Source organism: Candidatus Pelagadaptatus aseana, assembly GCF_040362265.1.
In the GTDB taxonomy this organism is placed as follows: domain Bacteria; phylum Pseudomonadota; class Gammaproteobacteria; order Pseudomonadales; family Cellvibrionaceae; genus Pelagadaptatus; species Pelagadaptatus aseana.
On sequence record NZ_BAABNJ010000002.1, the window covers coordinates 1 to 18,483 of the forward strand.

At 53.2% G+C, this 18,483-nt stretch carries 15 protein-coding genes and 1 pseudogene; 9 read left to right on the top strand and 7 right to left on the bottom strand.

The features are described 5' to 3' along the window. The 4 genes and pseudogenes from ACPXV9_RS02585 to ACPXV9_RS02600 all read left to right on the top strand — a co-directional run. A pseudogene (locus ACPXV9_RS02585) lies at nt 1–311 on the top strand (cation acetate symporter); the annotation flags it as partial. Between the two features lie 220 nt (nt 312–531). Next, nucleotides 532–1,026: a hypothetical protein gene (locus ACPXV9_RS02590; RefSeq protein WP_423894325.1), complete on the top strand. Its 495-nt coding sequence runs from the start codon at nt 532–534 to the stop codon at nt 1,024–1,026. Nucleotides 1,027–1,187: 161 nt separating this feature from the next. Further along, nucleotides 1,188–3,026, top strand: coding sequence for a DUF294 nucleotidyltransferase-like domain-containing protein (locus ACPXV9_RS02595; protein ID WP_423894327.1), 1,839 nt, complete (start codon nt 1,188–1,190; stop codon nt 3,024–3,026). 10 nt (nt 3,027–3,036) lie between these two features. Further along, the gene (locus tag ACPXV9_RS02600) at nt 3,037–3,717 is read left to right on the top strand and encodes an exonuclease domain-containing protein (protein ID WP_423894329.1); all 681 of its coding nucleotides are present in this window, start codon (nt 3,037–3,039) and stop codon (nt 3,715–3,717) included. A gap of 109 nt (nt 3,718–3,826) precedes the next feature. On the opposite strand, the gene ACPXV9_RS02605 is transcribed toward ACPXV9_RS02600, so the two are convergent. The 4 genes from ACPXV9_RS02605 to ACPXV9_RS02620 all read right to left on the bottom strand — a co-directional run bounded on the left by ACPXV9_RS02605 (nt 3,827) and on the right by ACPXV9_RS02620 (nt 7,036). Then, nucleotides 3,827–4,339, bottom strand: a complete 513-nt coding sequence (locus ACPXV9_RS02605; RefSeq protein ID WP_423894331.1) for a shikimate kinase — start codon at nt 4,337–4,339, stop codon at nt 3,827–3,829. 39 nt (nt 4,340–4,378) lie between these two features. Next, nucleotides 4,379–5,173: an enoyl-CoA hydratase-related protein gene (locus ACPXV9_RS02610; RefSeq protein WP_423894333.1), complete on the bottom strand. Its 795-nt coding sequence runs from the start codon at nt 5,171–5,173 to the stop codon at nt 4,379–4,381. Nucleotides 5,174–5,239: 66 nt separating this feature from the next. Further along, nucleotides 5,240–6,424, bottom strand: coding sequence for a beta-ketothiolase BktB (gene bktB, locus ACPXV9_RS02615; protein ID WP_423894334.1), 1,185 nt, complete (start codon nt 6,422–6,424; stop codon nt 5,240–5,242). A 120-nt stretch (nt 6,425–6,544) separates the two neighbouring features. Beyond that, nucleotides 6,545–7,036 (bottom strand): Lrp/AsnC family transcriptional regulator, encoded by a 492-nt coding sequence (locus tag ACPXV9_RS02620; protein ID WP_423894336.1) that lies wholly within the window; start codon nt 7,034–7,036, stop codon nt 6,545–6,547. Between the two features lie 124 nt (nt 7,037–7,160). Between ACPXV9_RS02620 and ACPXV9_RS02625 the strand changes: the two genes are divergently transcribed. Beyond that, nucleotides 7,161–8,333, top strand: a complete 1,173-nt coding sequence (locus ACPXV9_RS02625; RefSeq protein WP_423894338.1) for an aromatic amino acid transaminase — start codon at nt 7,161–7,163, stop codon at nt 8,331–8,333. A gap of 554 nt (nt 8,334–8,887) precedes the next feature. Here ACPXV9_RS02625 and ACPXV9_RS02630 read toward each other — a convergent pair. Further along, a complete protein-coding gene (locus ACPXV9_RS02630; protein ID WP_423894340.1) occupies nt 8,888–10,600 on the bottom strand; it encodes a putative bifunctional diguanylate cyclase/phosphodiesterase in 1,713 nt (570 codons plus the stop codon). A 188-nt stretch (nt 10,601–10,788) separates the two neighbouring features. On the opposite strand from ACPXV9_RS02630, the gene greB reads away from it, so the two are divergent. After that, entirely contained in the window at nt 10,789–11,265 is a 477-nt protein-coding gene (gene greB, locus ACPXV9_RS02635; RefSeq protein ID WP_423894341.1) for a transcription elongation factor GreB, read from the top strand. Nucleotides 11,266–11,271: 6 nt separating this feature from the next. Here the strand turns inward: greB and ACPXV9_RS02640 are convergent, their stop codons facing one another. Together ACPXV9_RS02640 and ACPXV9_RS02645 are read right to left on the bottom strand one after the other, a co-directional pair. Beyond that, a complete protein-coding gene (locus ACPXV9_RS02640) occupies nt 11,272–12,228 on the bottom strand; it encodes an XdhC family protein (protein ID WP_423894342.1) in 957 nt (318 codons plus the stop codon). Nucleotides 12,229–12,230: 2 nt separating this feature from the next. Then, nucleotides 12,231–14,204, bottom strand: coding sequence for a S9 family peptidase (locus ACPXV9_RS02645; RefSeq protein ID WP_423894344.1), 1,974 nt, complete (start codon nt 14,202–14,204; stop codon nt 12,231–12,233). A gap of 72 nt (nt 14,205–14,276) precedes the next feature. On the opposite strand from ACPXV9_RS02645, the gene tilS reads away from it, so the two are divergent. The 3 genes from tilS to kdsA all read left to right on the top strand — a co-directional run bounded on the left by tilS (nt 14,277) and on the right by kdsA (nt 18,443). Further along, nucleotides 14,277–15,617: a tRNA lysidine(34) synthetase TilS gene (gene tilS, locus ACPXV9_RS02650; protein WP_423894346.1), complete on the top strand. Its 1,341-nt coding sequence runs from the start codon at nt 14,277–14,279 to the stop codon at nt 15,615–15,617. A 226-nt stretch (nt 15,618–15,843) separates the two neighbouring features. Further along, nucleotides 15,844–17,466 (top strand): CTP synthase, encoded by a 1,623-nt coding sequence (locus ACPXV9_RS02655; protein ID WP_423894348.1) that lies wholly within the window; start codon nt 15,844–15,846, stop codon nt 17,464–17,466. Nucleotides 17,467–17,576: 110 nt separating this feature from the next. Continuing rightward, entirely contained in the window at nt 17,577–18,443 is an 867-nt protein-coding gene (kdsA, locus tag ACPXV9_RS02660; protein WP_423894350.1) for a 3-deoxy-8-phosphooctulonate synthase, read from the top strand. Nucleotides 18,444–18,483: the final 40 nt, after the last annotated feature.

Consider the following 18,483-nt stretch of genomic DNA (forward strand, 5'->3'; position numbering starts at 1 on the left):
GTATCTTCTCCAAGCGTATCAATAAGGAAGGTGCGGTTGCCGGTATGATCGCAGGCATCACTGTGACCCTGCTGTACGTGTTCCAGCACAAAGGCATCATGTTCATCGCCAGTACTTCGTTCCTGGGTGATATGTCTCCTAACTGGTTCATGGGGATCGAGCCAAACGCCTTCGGTGCAATTGGTGCCATCGTTAACTTCGCGGTAGCGTTCGTTGTGTCTCGCATGACTACTGAGCCTTCACAAGAGATTCAGGATCTGGTTGAGAATATGCGTGTACCTACCGGTGTTGAAGCGGCCCACGATCACTAAGGGCTGAATAGCGGACCTTGCTGCCCGGAAAAAGCAAGTGACGACCCGGCAAGGTAGTCGGGTGGCAGGTTCGCAACATTTTAAGGCTCCTCAGGGAGCCTTAAATTTTTAAGTTGCGGTAAGAATTTTTTCATAGTTGTTTTGTTATAAAACAACCTATGTAAGCGTTCTTTCTGTAAAGTAACTACAGACTCAATTGATAATCACAAGAGACATTTCAATGTTCAAAAACAAACATGTTGTTGCCGCCCTAATTATTACTCCTATTCTGGCTGTGCTGGGTTATTTTCTGGTCGACAGTATCGTCGCTGAAAAACCCCATGTAGCAAAAAAAGGCGGCAGTTATGCGTTAATAGAAAAACCCAATTGTCGCTACACCTCCGGTGCCTGCGGTCTGAAAAACAACGATTTTGAACTGCTCCTGACAACCGACTGGTTGGATGACAATCGCCTGAAGCTGCATTTGAAATCAGTGGTGCCGCTCGAGGGCGCCAAGGTGGCTTTGGTGGATAGTGAATCTGACGAGGGCCTGCCCAGTGATATGACTCAGACCGATATGGATGGTATGGCCTGGAATATTGATCTCGATCGTCCTGATCGCGCCAAAAGTCGCTTGCGTGTTGCGGTGTCTGCCGACGGCGTTCTCTACTATGGTGATGCCGCAATGACATTTACTCTGTATGAAACCAGCTTTAAGGAAGATTTTCGCCGTTAATGTCATCCTGAACGCAGTGAAGGATCTTCTGAAGATTCTTCCTCCCGATGGTCGTCAGAATGACAACTAGAATTTAGGGTGCAATGACCGTCAGAATGACAGCCGGAATTTAGGTTGCGATGGTCGTTTAAATGACAGTCACGATTTAGGATATCAAGTTTATGAGCCCTGAACTTAAAGCCATTCTGGATTTTTTGTGTGAGTGCATTCCCTTCGATGAACTGCCTCGCGACGAAGTGGAAGAGTTGGTTGGCACGATTGAAATTGCCTACTTTCGCAAGGGCCACGTTTTTGAAATCAAGGACGACGATGCCGGTCTGCGGATAATACGCAGCGGCGCGGCTGAGTTGCGCGGCGATAAGGATCAATTGATTGATCGCCTGGGTGAAGGAGTCAGTTTTAACCTTAAGGGCTTGCATCAGGAAGATCCCGGCATCAAAGCGGTACTGATCGAAGATTCCCTGCTGTATATTTTTCCGGAAGAAGAGTATCAGAAGCTTCGCAAAAAACGACGTGGCATCGATCGCTTCTTCCACAGCCAGCGCGCCCGGCGTGTAAGGCGTGCGGCTCGGCACGAACCGGACTCCAATGACATGATGCGCCACATCAAGGATGTGATGACCGAGGAGGTTATCGCCGTGGCGCCAGAATTGTCGATACAATCCACCGCCATCTTAATGACCAGCTGTCGCGTGTCCTCGGTGCTGGTGATGGATGAAGAAAACTTGCTGGGTATTGTAACCGATCGGGATTTGCGCGCCCGGGCAGTGGCTGAGGGAGTGGGTTTCGATCAGCAGGTCAGAACCATTATGACACCGGATCCTTATACCATTGATACCGAGTCCACTATTTTTGATGCCACCTTATTTATGACGCGGTCCAAAATCCACCATATTCCGGTGGTCCACAACGACAAGGTCAAGGGCATTGTGACCTCGTCGGATCTGATGTTGGCGCGTCAGGATGATCCGGTCTTTTTGGTACAACATGTTGGCCGTCAAACCTCGGTAGAGGGGTTAAAGAGCATTACTGATTTGCTACCCAATCTGCTGGTGCAGTGGGTCAATGCGGGCATGCGTTCTAATCAGATCAGTCATATTCTCACCGCCATCAGCGATGCCGTTACCGTCAGGTTGATTGAGCTGTTTATCGATAAAAATGGCGAGCCGCCGGTTCCCTTCAGTTGGTTGGGATTTGGTTCGCAGGGGCGTGGCGAACAGTTGCTGGGCGGTGATCAGGATAATGGCCTGTTGATCTCCAACGATATGCAGGAAGAACATGAGCCCTGGTTTAAGGCTCTGGCGCACAGTGTCTGTGATGGCCTTAATAGCTGTGGTTATGTCTATTGCCCGGGTGAAGTCATGGCGACAACCGATCAGTGGCGTCAGCCTTTGTCGGGCTGGAAGAAAACCGTGGATAACTGGACCCAGAGTCCCACATCGGATGCCTTGATGCGCGTCAGTATATTCTTCGATCTGCGCTCCATTTATGGCGATAATTCGCTGTGCAAAAAATTGCAGAAGCACATGCTCAATCGGGTTAATGGCAACAGCATCTTCTTTGCCATGCTGGCTGAAAATGTCCTCGATTCTCCACCTCCACTGGGGATCTTCCGTCGCTTTGTGGTGGACAGAAACGGTGAGCACCGAGATGAACTGAACATCAAAAAAAGCGGCTTGATGTCGATTGTGGATATTGCCCGTATTCACAGTTTATCCCATGGTATCAAAGCCATTAACACCATTGATCGACTGCAGGCTTTAGCCGAACATAAAGCCATGAGTATTCGTGATAGTCGTAATCTGCAGGATGCCTACAGCGTGATTACGCAAACCCGGTTACAGGCACAGGCGCGGCAGGTGACGTCGGGGCAGCCGGTGTCCAACTGGCTGAATCCGGATGATTTATCGAAGCTGGTGCGTAAACAATTAAGAGATTCATTTTCGATTGTGGTGGATGCCCAGACCTCTGTTCGCAATACCTATCGTCCCGGTCTTTGAGTGATTATTTATGTTGTTATCGCTTAAGCGTTTTTATCATCGCCAGCGCATCAAAGCCAATCAGGAGAGTGCACCTTTGCTCGCCTGTTGGGACAACAGCCACTACAACTTTTCCGGTGACTGGCGTGATCAGGAATTTCTGGTTGCCGATACTGAAACGTCGGGCCTGAATGTGGACGAAGGCGAATTATTGAGTATTGGGTGGGTGGTTGTCAGTGGCGGTCAGATCAAACTGGATTCGGCGCGCCATATCTTGCTGACACCCGAAGAGAGTGTCGGCCAGAGCGCCAGTATTCATTTGATTCGCGATTGTGAGCTGGAAGATGGCATTTGTCCGTCGGAAATGATGCGGGAATTTTTACAGGTGGCTGCGGGTAAGGTGTTGGTATTTCACCATGCGTCTCTGGATATAGGCTTTCTGGATCTTTGGAGCAAGCGCCTGTATGGCTCCCGCTTATTGCTGCCCATATCCGACACCCTTGAGCTCGAAAAAAGAAAAATTCTTCGCAAGGAAGATGCTATCCCCAATGGTGCGCTCAGGTTGGGCGGCTGCCGTGAACGTTATGGGTTGCCTGATTATCCGGCCCACAATGCGTTGGTGGATGCGCTGGCCACTGCCGAGTTGCTGGTGGCCCATGCGGTACACAAGAGCAGCAAGGTAAAGACCAGAGAGTTGCTGGAGATTCTTTAAAGATGTCATCCTGAGCGAAAGCGAAGGATCTCCCTGAAGAGTCTTCCTCCTTGCAGTCGTCAGAATGACTGGTTGGTATACAGTCGCCAGAATGACAAGTTGCTAGTAATCAGAATGACAGCTTGCTGTTGTTCAGCAGTTTTTCCAGGGATTCCATTTCAGTCTCGCCATCGATATTCAAAGTAATATCGGCGTACTTTTCATAGAGGAAGCATCGCTCTTCATACAGGTCGTGAAACGTTTGCCCCGGTTTACAGGCAATCCCGCGGCTTTCCATATTGTGGATGCGTTCCAGCAGAGCATCGGCGCTGACCTGTAAGTAGACAATGGTGCCAAAGCGCTTCAGGTGCTCCATGGCTTTGTCGCTGTACACCACGCTACCACCAGTTGAAATAATGGTACGGTGAAAGTGATGTTCGTGTTCCAGAATTACGGTTTCTTCCAGTTCACGCAATTTTAAGTAGCCGTGCTCATCCAAATATTCCTGCAGAGATACACCGGCTTTGCCTTCGATATAGAGGTCGGTATCGGCAAACGGCATTTGAGTTCGGTTTGCCAGTAAACGACCCAGGGTGCTTTTGCCAGAACCGGGCATGCCCACCAGAATAATGCTGTTACTCATTGTCTTATCCAGTTGATAACGTTACGTCTTTCTGACCGCTTATTTGGCCATTTTGCTCAAGAGATTTTCTACGGCGAGTAAATGGTCCTCGTTGTTGTGGCACATTCCCTGAAAGGCGGCGCATAGGTCGAGAAAATCCGGTAGCTCCTGACGCTGGGCCATTTTCATCAGGCGTTTGGTCATGCGCACCGCATGGGGTGGTTTTGAGGCCATTTCGCCGGCGAGATGCTGTGCTCTTGCCAGCAGGTTGTCCGGCTCGGTGATCTCCAGCACGATACCCAGCTGTTTGGCTTCATCGGCGTCGATAATGCGGCCGGTCAGTGTCAGTTCCGCGGCTTTCTGGTAACCGATCAGGCGTTGCAGAAACCAGGCGCCACCATCGCCGGGAATAATGCCCAGGTTGACAAAGGTTTCCCCAAATTTGGCTTTACTGGACGCGATGCGAATGTCGCACATGTTGGTCAGGTCAAAACCGGCGCCAATGGCCGGGCCGTTAATGGCGGCAATGGCGGGCACTTCCAATTTGCTCATAGCCAGAGGCATGCGCTGAATGCCACGTCGATAATGCTCCGAGACTTCTTCCACTGTGCCGCCAAAATCACCCTTGCGCTCGGCCATGTCCTTGACATTACCTCCGGCAGAAAATGCCGAGCCTTCACCGGTGATGACCAGTGCGGATACGTCTTTGTTGCCGTTGATCCAGTTCACGGTGGCCACTATGTCATCGACCAATGTGGTGCCGGTTAAGGCATTACGCACGTCGTGACGTTTAAAGGTGAGAGTGGCGACGCGGTTGCTGACGGTTAATTCGGAATCTTTGAAATCTGGAATCATTTTTGGCTTTCCTAATACAAGAAAGGGGAGCTAAAAAGCTCCCCTTGTCGATGGCTTATCGCTATTTTACATCGCTTCAAACAGCGCTGCGATACCCTGTCCACCGCCAATGCACATGGTTACAACCGCGTAGCGGCCGTTGATGCGCTTCAGCTCGTGCAGGGCCTTAACAGCGATAACTGCACCGGTAGCACCGATTGGGTGGCCCAGAGAGATGCCACTGCCGTTCGGGTTAACCTTGTCCATTGGCAGGTTCAGATCTTTGGCTACGGCCAGAGCCTGAGCGGCAAAGGCTTCGTTAACTTCCCAGGTGTCGATGTCGTCAACAGTCAGGTTGGCTTTTTCCAGAAGGGTTTTAACCGCAGGGACAGGGCCAATGCCCATGTACTTGGGCTCTACACCGGAGAAGGAGTAGCCAACCAGTTTGGCCATTGGCTTCAGGCCTTTGGCTTCGGCGGCTTCGCGCTCCATCATTACCATGCCCGCAGCGGCATCGTTCAGACCAGAGGCATTGCCGGCGGTTACACTGCCGTCTTTCTTGAACACAGGACGCAGTTTGGCCATGTCGTCGGCTTTGGCGCCCATGCGAACGTGCTCGTCGTTGTCGAAGCTGACAACGCCCTTACGGGTTTTAACTTCTACTGGCAGAATCTGGTCGGCGAAGTAGTTGTTGTTGATGGCGTTCTCGGCGCGGTTGTGGCTCTCAGCAGCCAACTGATCCTGCTCTTCACGGCTGATGCCCCACTTCTCGGCAACGTTCTCAGCGGTGATGCCCATGTGGTTATCGTCTATTGGGCAGGTCAGTGCACCGGTCATGGCGTCAACCATGGCTCCGTCACCCATGCGAGCGCCCCAGCGAGCGTTTGGCAGCCAGTAGGGTACGCGGCTCATGGATTCGGCACCGCCACAAACAACGGCATCGGCATCACCCAGCAGTACCAGCTGTGCCGCGGAGATGATGGCCTGCAGACCGGAGCCGCACAGGCGGTTAACGGTCAGGGCCGGGGTGGACTCAGGCAGTCCGCCTTTGAGGGTGGCCACACGGCTCATGTACATGTCGCGACGATCAGAGTGGGTCACGTTGCCGAATACGACGTGATCGATGTCTTCACTGTTCAGGCCAGAGCGCTCTACGGCGCCGGCAACCACCTGACCGGCCAGGTCAGTTGGTGGGATGTCTTTCAGGCTGCCGCCAAAGGTTCCGATTGGGGTTCTTACGCCGCTTAAAACGACTACTTCACGTTTGCTCATATTCAGTCTTCCTGTAATAAACCTTGTAATAAAAACTACACAGAGTCCGGTTTCGGGGGTGATTATACACTTGTTTGAATTTGCATGCAGCGTGAAATCCATGGGTGGATTTCACGACGGTCAGCTACGACGGCTGGGGGGCTCCAGAGGCAGAGCGGCGGTGTATTTGACTTGCTTCAGGGCGAAAGCGGAATTGACCGAAGCGACGTTGGGCAGGTGCACCAGAGTTTGCTTGAGCAGGGTTTCGTAGTGCTCGACGCTCTCTACCACGACGCGCAGCAGATAATCTTTTTCACCGGTGGTGGAATAGCATTCAACGATTTCCTTGACGTCCTGTACCGAGGATTCAAAGGCATTGAGGGAGGCTTCATCGTGACTCTTGATGGTTACATAGGCGTGAACGCTGACGCTCAGGTTGAGTAATTTGGGGTTGAGCAGGGTGACCTTACCCTGAATATAGCCCTCGGCTTCAAGTCGCTTAATGCGGCGCCAGCAGGGGGTGTGAGATAAGCCCACCAGATCGCCAAGCTCGTTCATGGAGTAATCAGCGTTTTCCTGCAGGGCGATCAGAATCTTGGTGTCAAATTCATCGAGTTGGTGTTTGTCGGGCATGTATAACCTCAAATGCGGGCCGTCCAGTGATGTCAGTATAGACGCGCACTGCAAAGCTTCAATTCAATTTGTTAGCCCTTCATAATGGCCTCTGTTGATGTGTAATAAATTACCTGGAGTTATCATGTTCGAAACCCTACAAGCCCTTCCTGCCGATCCGATTTTGGGGTTGTCCGTTGCCTATCGTGAAGACCCCAATCCCGACAAGGTGGATCTGGGCGTTGGGGTTTACAAAACCGAGCAGGGGCAGACGCCGGTGTTGTCATCGGTGATCGCTGCCCAGAATCGATTGGTGGCGACCGAACAGACCAAGGCTTATCAGGGTCCGGTGGGCAGCGAAGGGTTTAATGTCGCATTGCAGCAGTTGATTTTGTCGGACGATCCTGCCTTGCAGCAGCGTGCAGCCACATTGCAATCACCGGGCGGTTGCGGAGCGCTGCGTCTGGGGGCGGAGCTGATCAGGGAAATCAACCCGCAGGCCACCATTTGGGTCAGTACACCGACCTGGGCAAACCATATTCCGTTGCTTGGCAGTGCCGGTCTCAAACTGCAGGAATATCCCTACTACGACCCGGCTTCCCAGTCGGTCAATTTTGATGCCATGGTTGAGGTGTTAAAAACCGTTCCGGCTGGCGATGTGGTGCTTCTGCATGGCTGCTGTCACAACCCCTGCGGTACGGATCTGACTCTGGAACAGTGGCAGCAATTGGCTGATATGGCTCGGCAACAGGGTTTTACGCCGTTTGTGGATCTGGCTTATCAGGGATTTGGGGACGGTATTGAAGAAGATGCCGCCGGCCTGCGGTTGCTGGCCAAACAATTGCCGGAAATGTTGATTGCCAGTTCCTGCTCAAAAAACTTTGGTCTGTATCGTGAGCGTACTGGCGCGATCACCGTGGTGTCGGCGACGGCCGAAGCGAGTAACAATGCCCGCAGTCATTTAATGAAAGTGGCTCGCGGTATCTACTCCATGCCGCCCGCCCATGGCGCCTTGTTGGTGGAAGAAATCTTAACCGGCGATTTGAAACAACAGTGGCAGCAGGACGTCGCTGAAATGCGCGAGCGGATTCATTCCCTGCGATTACTGCTGGCCAATGCTCTGGCCGATGCGGGAGATTTCAGTTTTATTCCGCAGCAAAAGGGCATGTTTTCTTTCTTGGGGCTGTCCCCGGAGCAGGTGGGCCGCCTCAAGACCGAGCACAGTGTTTATATGGTGGATTCGAGTCGGATTAATATTGCCGGAGTTAATAGCGGTAATATTGATTATCTGGCAGAGGCTATTCGAAAGGTTCTTTAATCTTTATCCAGCATACATACAATAAAGCGGAGTTGTTCTCAGTATAGGTTTCGCCTTGTTGGGCGACTTCATTTTCTTTTGCTTGTGCAAAAGAAAACAGAAGCAATAGGCCGCTCCAGCGCTTCCATGCGCTCGCGGCATTCGTAAGTCCTATACATCAAAAGCACACCCCGGTCGTTGGCCTTCGGCTTCCCTCACTGCGAGCTGATCTCACGGGTCGGTATATACGCGCATCCCTGCGCGACACATCTAAATCGCACATCCTGTGCGATTTACCCTAATCTCATCTCTCCGTTCGGCAACTCACAAGGGACCTTGGTGTGCCAAACTAAAATAAGGCACACAAAATTCTCATTGCGAAGTCAGAGGTCAATGGGAGTAAGGTGATGGGTTTTCGGGGCTTTGGCGACACGGACGTCGCCAAAGAGCTACATGGACGTACTTGCGCGTCCCCTAAAACCCATTGCCTTGCTCCCGCTATGGGCACGGGGTGAGAACAATGCCAAGGCAAACCAAAAGGTAAAATACAATTAGGTGTTCAAAGTGCAGATCAATTACAAATTCTTAAAGTCGGCTGCCAGCTCCGGAATATCAATTTCCGAATCGTCCAGCCCAAGACCAATCAGTCGTTCGGTTTCGAGCATCAGCAATACCTTGTGTGCGGGGATGGGCTTGCTGAAGTAAAAACCCTGCATCAGATCGCACTGGCTGTCTTTAAGAAACTCCATCTGATCTTTGGTTTCAACGCCTTCGGCGACCACCTTGTAGTTAAGCTTTTTCGCCAGATAGATGATAACGGAAGAGATCTGCATATCCTTCTCGCTGTCGGGGATATCGCAGATAAAGGCACGGTCGATTTTCACGGTGTTAACCGGGAGGTCTTTCAGGTAGCTGAGAGACGAGTAGCCGGTGCCGAAATCATCAATCGCAATGCTGACGCCCATATCCCGGATTTCGGACAGAATTTTCATGGCGCCGGCCATGTTTTCCATCAGCATGGACTCGGTGATTTCAAGTTCCAGGTGGGATGGGTCAAGCTGATAGACTTTGATGCACTCCTGCAGAAAATGTAAAAAGCTTTCCTCGGCAAACCGGGTGGAAGAAATATTCACCGCAATCGACAGACCCGGGTAGTGCTGCATCAGAATCTTCAGCTGGCGGCAACTGGTTTCCAGAATCCAGTCATCGAGTTGACTGATAAAGTTCATATTCTCCATGGCGGGGATAAACTCGCCCGGCGGGATAATGCCCTTGTCCGGGTGCTCCCAGCGCACCAGCGCTTCGAAGCTGCGGATCTTGTTGTTCATGTCCACCTTGGGCTGCAGGTAGAGAGTGAATTCTTCCTCTTCGAAAGCCCGGCGGATTTCACTTTCCAGCAGCAGGTTTTCATGGGCTTCGGAGGCCATCTCCGGTGAAAAAATGCAGTAGTTATTGCCGCCGTTGTCTTTGGCTTTGTACATGGCGATTTCTGCGTGGCGCACCAGATCACTGGCGGATTCGCCGGCACTGCTGGCAGCGACACCAATACTGGCGTTAACCACAACAGAGGTCTCGCCGAGATTGATGGGGCGCGATACCAGCGCCAGTAATTTGTTGCAGAGGCTGTCGAGCTGCTCGGTGCGCTTGAGGTTGCGCAGCAGAATGGCAAATTCGTCACCGCCCGGGCGACCAATCAATCCCAGGCTGCTCGTGGCCTTTTTCAGGCGCTTGCCCAGTTTTTCCAGCAGCAGATCACCGAGCTGGTGGCCCAGTGAATCATTGATGCGCTTGAATTTATCCAGATCAATAATAATGACCGCGATCATATCTTCGCGTTTGTCTTCGCGGATTTCCTGCAGATCGCTCTGGACTTCGTATTGGAACAAATGACGATTCGCCAGACCGGTTAATGTATCGAACAGCGACATGCGCTCGATTTCTTTGTTATGGAAATCGATGTTGCGGTTCTGGTCTTCCATCTTGTCGGAAAGTTCCAACAGGGAAGTTTCCAGCTGATCGAGCTCGGTCGGGTTTTTGGTTTTGATGCTGGAGGCCAGTGCGCCGTGTACTTCCTGAAAGCGACCTTCACCAATCAGTGGTAGCAGATTGGTAAGTTTGCGCAGGCGGTCGGAAAACGAGTGTGCCACCATGACGATGCTGGCACAGACAATGGCACCACAGAAGATCAGGGTCAGCAGGGGAAACCAGTCAAAACCGCTGTAGGTTAGCTGATATCCGGCTACCAGAAGTAACAGCAGGCTGATCAGACTGATAGGGAGAATTGTCATTCGCCAGAATAGACTGCTAAAAGGCTTGTGTTTCTCTGACAAGTTATTATCCCTGAGAATGCGGTTTGTATTGGGTATCGCGGTTTTATCAGCGAGAATTTATTATGCTCCTGCAGTTTAGCCAGAGGTGACTGGATGCTCAAGGGTGACTGCCGAAATACAGGACATTAATCGAGAGAGGGCTGGCGTTGAAGTCGGGTTTGATAACAAGAGATGGCTATGAAAGCCTGCGCAAAGAGCTGGACTATCTGTGGCGTGAAGAGCGCCCGGAGGTAACCAAAAAGGTTTCCTGGGCTGTCAGTCTGGGGGACCGCAGTGAAAATGCTGATTATCAGTACAACAAAAAGCGCCTGAGAGAAATTGATCGCCGAGTTCGCTATCTGCGCAAAAGTCTCGAGAATCTTAAGATCGTTGATTACCGGTCGGAGCAGGAGGGCAAGGTGTTTTTCGGGGCCTGGGTTGAGGTAGAAAACGACGACGGCGAGGTGCTCCGGTTTCGTATCGTCGGTTACGATGAAATCTTCGATCGCAAGGACTATATCTCCATCGACTCGCCTATGGCCCGGGCCCTGTTAAAGAAAGAAGTGGATGATGAGGCCGTGGTCAGAACCGAGGCCGGATCAGTGACCTGGTACATCAACAGCATTGAATACCCCAAGCCCTGAGCTTATTCAGTTGTTGTTCCGGGCGGCCAGCTGATTCTTGATGGCCGTGACTTCGGCCAGTACCGACAGGGCAATTTCCGGCGGTGTTTTGCTGCCAATATCCAATCCCACCGGTGCGTGCAGTTGTGCCAGCGCCTGCTCGCTGAAGTCAAAGTGCTGTCGTAGCCGTTGACGACGATTGTCACTGGTTCTCACGGAGCCGAGCGCGCCAACATAGAATGCCTCCGAGCCCAGAGCTGTTATCAAGGCCAGATCGTCCAGTTTGGGGTCGTGAGTCAGAGCAACTATGGCGGTGCGGGCATCAATGCCGATTTTGCTCAGGGTGTCGTCCGGATACTCGGTGTGAATCAGGCAGTTTTTGACTGGCCAGTGGCGATGGTATTCCGGGCGAGGGTCACAGATGTGGACTTTGAATTCCAGAGTCAGGGCCATTTCGGCGAGGTACTCGCTGGTTTGCCCTGCGCCAATGATGACCAGCTGATAGAGAGGGCCAAACACATTAATCCATTGGTTGTCTTTCAGTTGGGCCGAAGCGGTGTTGCAGCCCTGCTGTAATTGACTCTGACCGGTGGACAGATCCAGACTGCGCACCAGTATGTCACGGCGTTCGATGGCGTCAATAAGTCGCAGGATTTCATCGCGATCCACCATGGGTTCTACCACCAGTTTCATGGTGCCGCCACAGGGCAGGCCGAAACGATAGCGCTCTTCGGCGGTTTCGCCATAGAGCTGGATATAAGGCTGGCTTGGTGGTTCGGCAATCAATTTTTCAATCAGATCTTCCTCAATGCAGCCGCCGGATACCGAGCCAAAAATCTGCTGGTCCGATGTGATGGCCAGCAGTGCTCCAACTGGTCTGGGGGAGGTGCCGTAGGTTTGGGCTACGGAAATCAGTGTCGCCTCTGCGCCTCGCTCCAGCGCGGAGAGAATACCGTTTAATACTTCCAGCTGGGTGCTCTGCATGGCTAGATGATCTCCACCGGCTCGATGGTATCCGCGGGCTCAAAGCCAAAGATTTGAGCGTAGAAGCTCAATTCACCTTCGATGCTGCGCTGGATGCTGTCGGCCTGACGGAAACCGTGGCCTTCGGTGGCAAAGGTGATGTAGGCCACCGGAACCTGTTTGTCCTTCAATACCTGAACCATGGCTTCTGCCTGATTGGGAGGTACCACCTTGTCTTCCAGACCCTGAAAGAAAATGACCGGGCAGTTGAGCCCTTCCGGGTTGTGAATCGGCGAGCGCTGCTGATACAGGGCTTGTTGCTCGGGGTAGGGGCCAACCAGTGAATCCAGATAACGGGCTTCAAACTTGTGGGTATCCAGAGCCAGAGTTTCAAGATTGCCAATGCCGTAGAGGCTGGCGCCGGCTTTGAAGGTGTCCGTGAACGTCAGTGCGGCCAAAACCGTGTAGCCGCCCGCGCTGCTGCCCTTGATGGTGACCTGATCAGGATTGATCTGATGGTTATCCGCCAGATATTTGACCACGGCACAGACGTCTTCCACATCGCTAACGCCCCAGTTGCCGTTGAGTTGCTCGCGATAGAGGCGCCCGTAACCGGTGCTGCCGCGGTAGTTGACGTCGGCCACGGCAAAACCGCGGCTGGTCCAGTACTGGATTTTGATGTTGAGCCCGGTCTCCGTCGCCCCGGTGGGCCCGCCATGGCAAAGTACAATCAATGGTGGCTTGCCATCCCCCTGAAACGCGGGGTTGCAGGGGGGGTAGAAAAAGGCGTGGGCTATTGCGTTGTTACTGCCACTGCCCGTGGCAAAACTGATGGCTTGAGGTTCACTGATGTAGTCAGGATCAATCTCGGCGGCATTAGCGCTCTTGATCACCTGAGTGGAATGCAATTGCGTGCCAGAGGTCTTGAGTGACACTATCTGGCTGGCTTCGGAAGGCGATGCGGCCATCAATACCGTATCACCATGGCCGTTGCAGCGGATGCTGCTCAAGTCGGTCCAGGGGGTGTCCAGAGGGGTGAGTGTCTTGGTCAGCAGGTTGATGTGCACCAGTTGCCACTGGCCGTTGCGGGTGGCTAACGCCAGTATTTCCTCTTCATTGAGAAAACTGTAGGTGGACATACCAAACACCCATTGCGGCGTGGCAAATTCGGCGTCTTCACAGGTGATACTGTCAATATGGGTGTGCATGCTGCTCTGGCGATAGCGATAGATATTCCACCAGTTGTTACGGTCGGAAACGAAATAGAGATGACCGTCCGGCCCCCATTGCGGCTGAAATACCGACTCACCGTGCTCGTTATTGAGTGTGCCACCGGTGATCAGATTCGGATGAACGGGATTGCCCTGGTAATCCAGATCGGCGATCCAGCACTGGGATTGATCCCAGGGCATAAAGGGGTGGTCCCAGCTGAGCCAGCTGAGTTTGGTGCCGCAGGGGGACAGTTGCGGGTTGGAGTAAAAATCGTTGCCTTGCAGCAGGGGGCTCACGGCCCCGGAGCCGAGATCAATACTCACCAGAGTGGTTTCAGGTTCGGCGTCCTGATGAGTGTGATCTTCGCAGACACAGATCAGGCGATTGCGCTGCAGGTCCAGGCACAGATCGGCAAAGCGGCGCTTTGATTTGGCGGTGACGGCCTGAGGGGACGTTTGCAGATCCAGGCTGGCTGCGTAGATTTGCTGGTCGCCGGCATTGACAAAATATACGGTGGAATCGCTCAGACAGTAGGCGCCGCCACCGTATTCATGGGCTTTGCTAAAAACTCCGAACGGGGGTGGAATCATATCCTGCTGTTGATTGTCGCGGTATCTGACGAGCACCGAGCGGCCCTTTTCCTGAGGGCGGTATTCCAGCCAGAAGATGTCGTTACCCAATAATGCGGGCTCACCCAGTCGGACGCTTTTCTGCGTCAGCAAACTGCTGTGTATGGGGGATGACCAGCTGCCATGAGGTGCTGTTTTGACGGATGATTTGGGCATGGTAATTCTTCTGTAAGGAGCTGTTCGGTCTATTGTAGAATCAAGTGTTGGTAATGATCTATTGGAAATACTGTGTCTCAATCCCTGCTGCATCAAATGCAGAATCAACTGGCCACCCTGAGTGATGCCCGGCGCCTGCTGGTAGGCTACAGCGGTGGGCTGGATTCCTCCGTACTGTTGCATCTGCTGTGCCAGCTGCGTGATCAGGGCCAAGAGTCGCGGCCGGTGTTGGCGATCCATATCAATCACCAGTTGTCACCACTGGCGGATCAGTGGCAGTCCCACTGCGAGGCTCAGTGTCAGGAGTTGGATGTGCCCATACAGGTATGCCGAGCCCGGGTCGAGCGATCTGGTCGAGGTCTGGAGGATGCCGCCCGGGAGCAGCGCTATCAGGCTTTCAGTCAGTTGTTGCAGCAAGGGGATGCCCTGTTGCTGGCTCATCATCAGGACGATCAGGCGGAAACTCTGCTGTTGCGGCTGATGCGTGGGGCTGGCCCGCGGGGATTGGCTGCTATGCCACGCTCCCGGCCTTTGGGGGATGGGCAGTTGTTTCGGCCTCTGTTGCATTTTCAGCGCCAGCAATTACACGATTGGGCCGTCACCGCCGATATGAGTTGGGTGGATGATGACAGCAATGGGTCGCTGGATTTTGATCGCAATTACCTGCGTCATCAGGTTATGCCTCTGCTCGAAGAGCGCTGGCCCGGTTTTGCCGGGCGTTGGCAGCAGAGTGCCGCACTGTGCCGCGAGGCCGATGAGCAGCTGCAGAGTCAGGCTTGTGATGATCTGACCGCTGCCGAGCTGCGCTCCGAGCGTTGGGGGTGGAGCCTGTGTCTTGCTTATCTGCAGTCGCTGTCTGAGTTCCGCCGGGGAAATCTGCTGCGGCAATTGATGACGCAGCTGCAATTACCCCTGCCTGATTCAGTGCATCTTGAGCAGATTGAGCGGCAGCTGTTGCAGCCCCGGGACGATGCTCAGGGAGCGGTTTGCTGGGGCCCAATCCAGCTGCGTCACTACCGTCAGCGCCTGTATTTTCTACCGGAAACCCTGGCGTTGGGGCCGCCCGAGCTACAGTGTTGGGATCTGCAGCAGCCACTTGTCTGGGGCGACGGTGAGCTGCGGGCATGGGAGGTGGCCTCGGCGGGCTTGTTGTTGCCGCCCGGTAGCGATCTGGAAGTGGGCGTTCGCCAACCCGGAGACAGATGTAAGCCCATAGGTCGAGGGCGTTCCCAGACTCTGAAAAAGCTGTTGCAGGAATACGCCTTGGAGCCTTGGTTGCGCGACTCTGTGCCGGTGTTGCGTCATCGCGGTGAGATCGTTGCCGTGGGTGATCTGTGGGTGTGTGAGGGCTACGGTTCCGGCGATGGTCCCGGTTACCTGTTGCAGTGGCAGGCGCCTGCCCGATCTGATTAATCGGACCGCTGTTCTATAGTGGTTTTCGAGTGCCGTTTTTTTCGTCAGAGTAATTGAGGCAAAAACGCCTTTCCGGTACACTGGCGCCCCATCTCATGAGGGGCTGTCACGGGGCGTATCACAGGATGTTTTGCGTATTCCCGGCAAACTGATTTCTGCCAGCGATATTAAGCTGGCGGATGCCCCATCTGCACTTTACTCAGACTGTTTTTCAGCAAGGTTTTACATGACGCGATATATCTTCGTTACAGGTGGTGTTGTTTCTTCATTGGGCAAGGGCATCGCCTCCGCTTCTCTTGGTGCGATTTTGGAATCCCGTGGCCTCAAGGTGACTGTGCTTAAGCTGGACCCCTACATCAACGTAGATCCGGGTACCATGAGCCCCTTCCAGCACGGCGAAGTCTATGTCACCGAAGATGGCGCTGAGACGGATCTGGATCTGGGCCACTATGAGCGCTTTATTCGTACGAAAATGAGTCGACGCAACAACTTCACCACCGGCCGTGTCTACGAGACCGTACTGCGCAAAGAGCGTCGTGGTGACTATCTCGGCGGCACCGTGCAGGTGATTCCGCACATTACCGATGAAATCAAACGTCGCGTACTGGAAGGTGGCAAAGATGCGGATATCGCCCTGGTGGAAATCGGCGGTACCGTGGGTGACATCGAATCCCAGCCATTCCTGGAAGCTGCTCGTCAGCTGAAAGTGGAGCTGGGTCGTGAGCGCGCCCAGTGGATTCACCTGACTCTGGTGCCCTATATCGCCACTGCCGGCGAGACCAAGACCAAGCCAACCCAGCACTCGGTGAAAGAATTGCGCTCTATCGGTGTGCAGCCGGAAGTGCTGTTGTGCCGCTCTGAAAAAGAAGTGGACGCCGATTCCCGTCGCAAGATTGCTTTGTTTACCAACGTTGAAGAGCGCGCCGTGGTGCCGCTGCCCGACGCCAAAACCATTTACTCCATTCCCGATCTGCTGAAAAGCTACAATCTCGATCAGATCGTGCTGGATAATTTCGGCCTGGAAGCGCCGGAAGCGGATCTGTCCGAGTGGGACAAGGTGGTCGATGGCAAGCTCAACCCCGAGAATGAAATTACCGTGGCCATGGTCGGTAAGTACATGGAACTGCTGGACGCTTATAAGTCACTGAACGAGTCTCTGGTCCATGCCGGCATTCACACCCGCACCAAGGTTAATGTGAACTACATCAACGCTGAAGATGTTGAGAAAGAAGGCACCAAACTGATCGAGGACGCCGACGCCATTCTGGTGCCGGGCGGTTTCGGTGAGCGCGGTTTGGAAGGCAAGTTGATGTCCGTCAAATACGCCCGTGAGAACAAAGTTCCATACTTGGGTATCTGTCTGGGTATGCAGTCGGTGGTGATCGAATTTGCCCGCAACGTACTGGGCCTGAAAGACGCCAACAGCACCGAGTTCAATAAAGAAACTGCCAACCCGGTGATTGGTTTGATAACCGAGTGGGTTACCTCCGAAGGTGGCGTTGAGCAGCGTGACGAAAGCTCTGATTTAGGCGGTACCATGCGTCTGGGTGGCCAGGAGTGTCGTTTGGTGGCTGGCAGCAAGGCGCGCGAAGTGTATGGCGATGATGTCATTGTTGAGCGTCACCGCCACCGCTACGAAGTGAACAATAATTATGTGGACCAGTTGCAGAAGGGCGGTTTGAAAATCGGTGGCTGGTCAGCTGACGACAGCTTGGTGGAAATGGTGGAGCTGGAAGATCACCCCTGGTTTGTGGCCTGTCAGTTCCATCCGGAATTCACCTCTACACCACGGGATGGTCATCCGCTGTTTACCAGTTACATTCAGGCAGCCGTAGACAACAAGCAATAATTTACTGTCATTCCCGCAAAGGCGGGAATCCAAAATACAGTAGCAGGGGCAAAAGACCCCACTGGACTCCCGCCTTCGCAGGAGTGACAAAATAGTAAGATGAGAGACATATGAGCCAAAAGTTAATCACCGTTGGCAAGGGCGATGTTAAAGCCATTGAAGTGGCCAATGATCGTCCGTTTGCCCTGTTTGGTGGCATGAATGTGCTTGAGTCCCGTGATCTGGCAATGCAGGTTGCCGAGCATTACGTGACGGTCACTGAAAAGCTGGGTATCCCCTACGTATTTAAAGCGTCTTTCGATAAGGCCAATCGTTCATCTGTGCACTCCTATCGCGGTCCGGGTATGGAAGAGGGCCTGAAAATCTTTGAAGAGATCAAGCAGACTTTCAAGGTGCCGGTGATCACCGATGTCCACGAGATTTATCAGTGTCAGCCGGTGGCGGATGTCTGCGATATTATCCAGTTGCCTGCTTTTCTGGCTCGTCAGACCGATCTGGTGGAAGCCATGGCAAAAACCGGTGCTGTGATCAATATCAAGAAGCCCCAGTTCCTCAGTGCCCCGCAAATGAAGAACATCGTTGAGAAGTTCGGCGAGTGCGGCAACGAGCAGGTTATGTTGTGTGAACGTGGCAGCTGCTTCGGTTACGACAATCTGGTGGTGGATATGCTGGGTTTCCGCACCATGAAAGAAATCAGTGGCGGTGCGCCGCTGATCTTTGATGTTACCCACGCGCTGCAGTGCCGCGATCCCATGGGTGCCGCTTCCGGTGGCCGCCGTCATCAGGTGGCAGAGCTGGGCCGCGCTGGCATGGCAGTTGGTTTGGCGGGTCTGTTCCTGGAGGCACACCCGAACCCGGATCAGGCCAAATGCGATGGCCCGAGTGCCTTGCCGCTGGACAAGCTGGAGCCGTTTTTGGCTGAAATGAAAGCGGTGGATGATGTGATCAAGTCTTTGCCCGCACTCGATATCCAATAAGAATTCACTTTTAAACTTTAAAAAACGCTGAGAAGCGTCA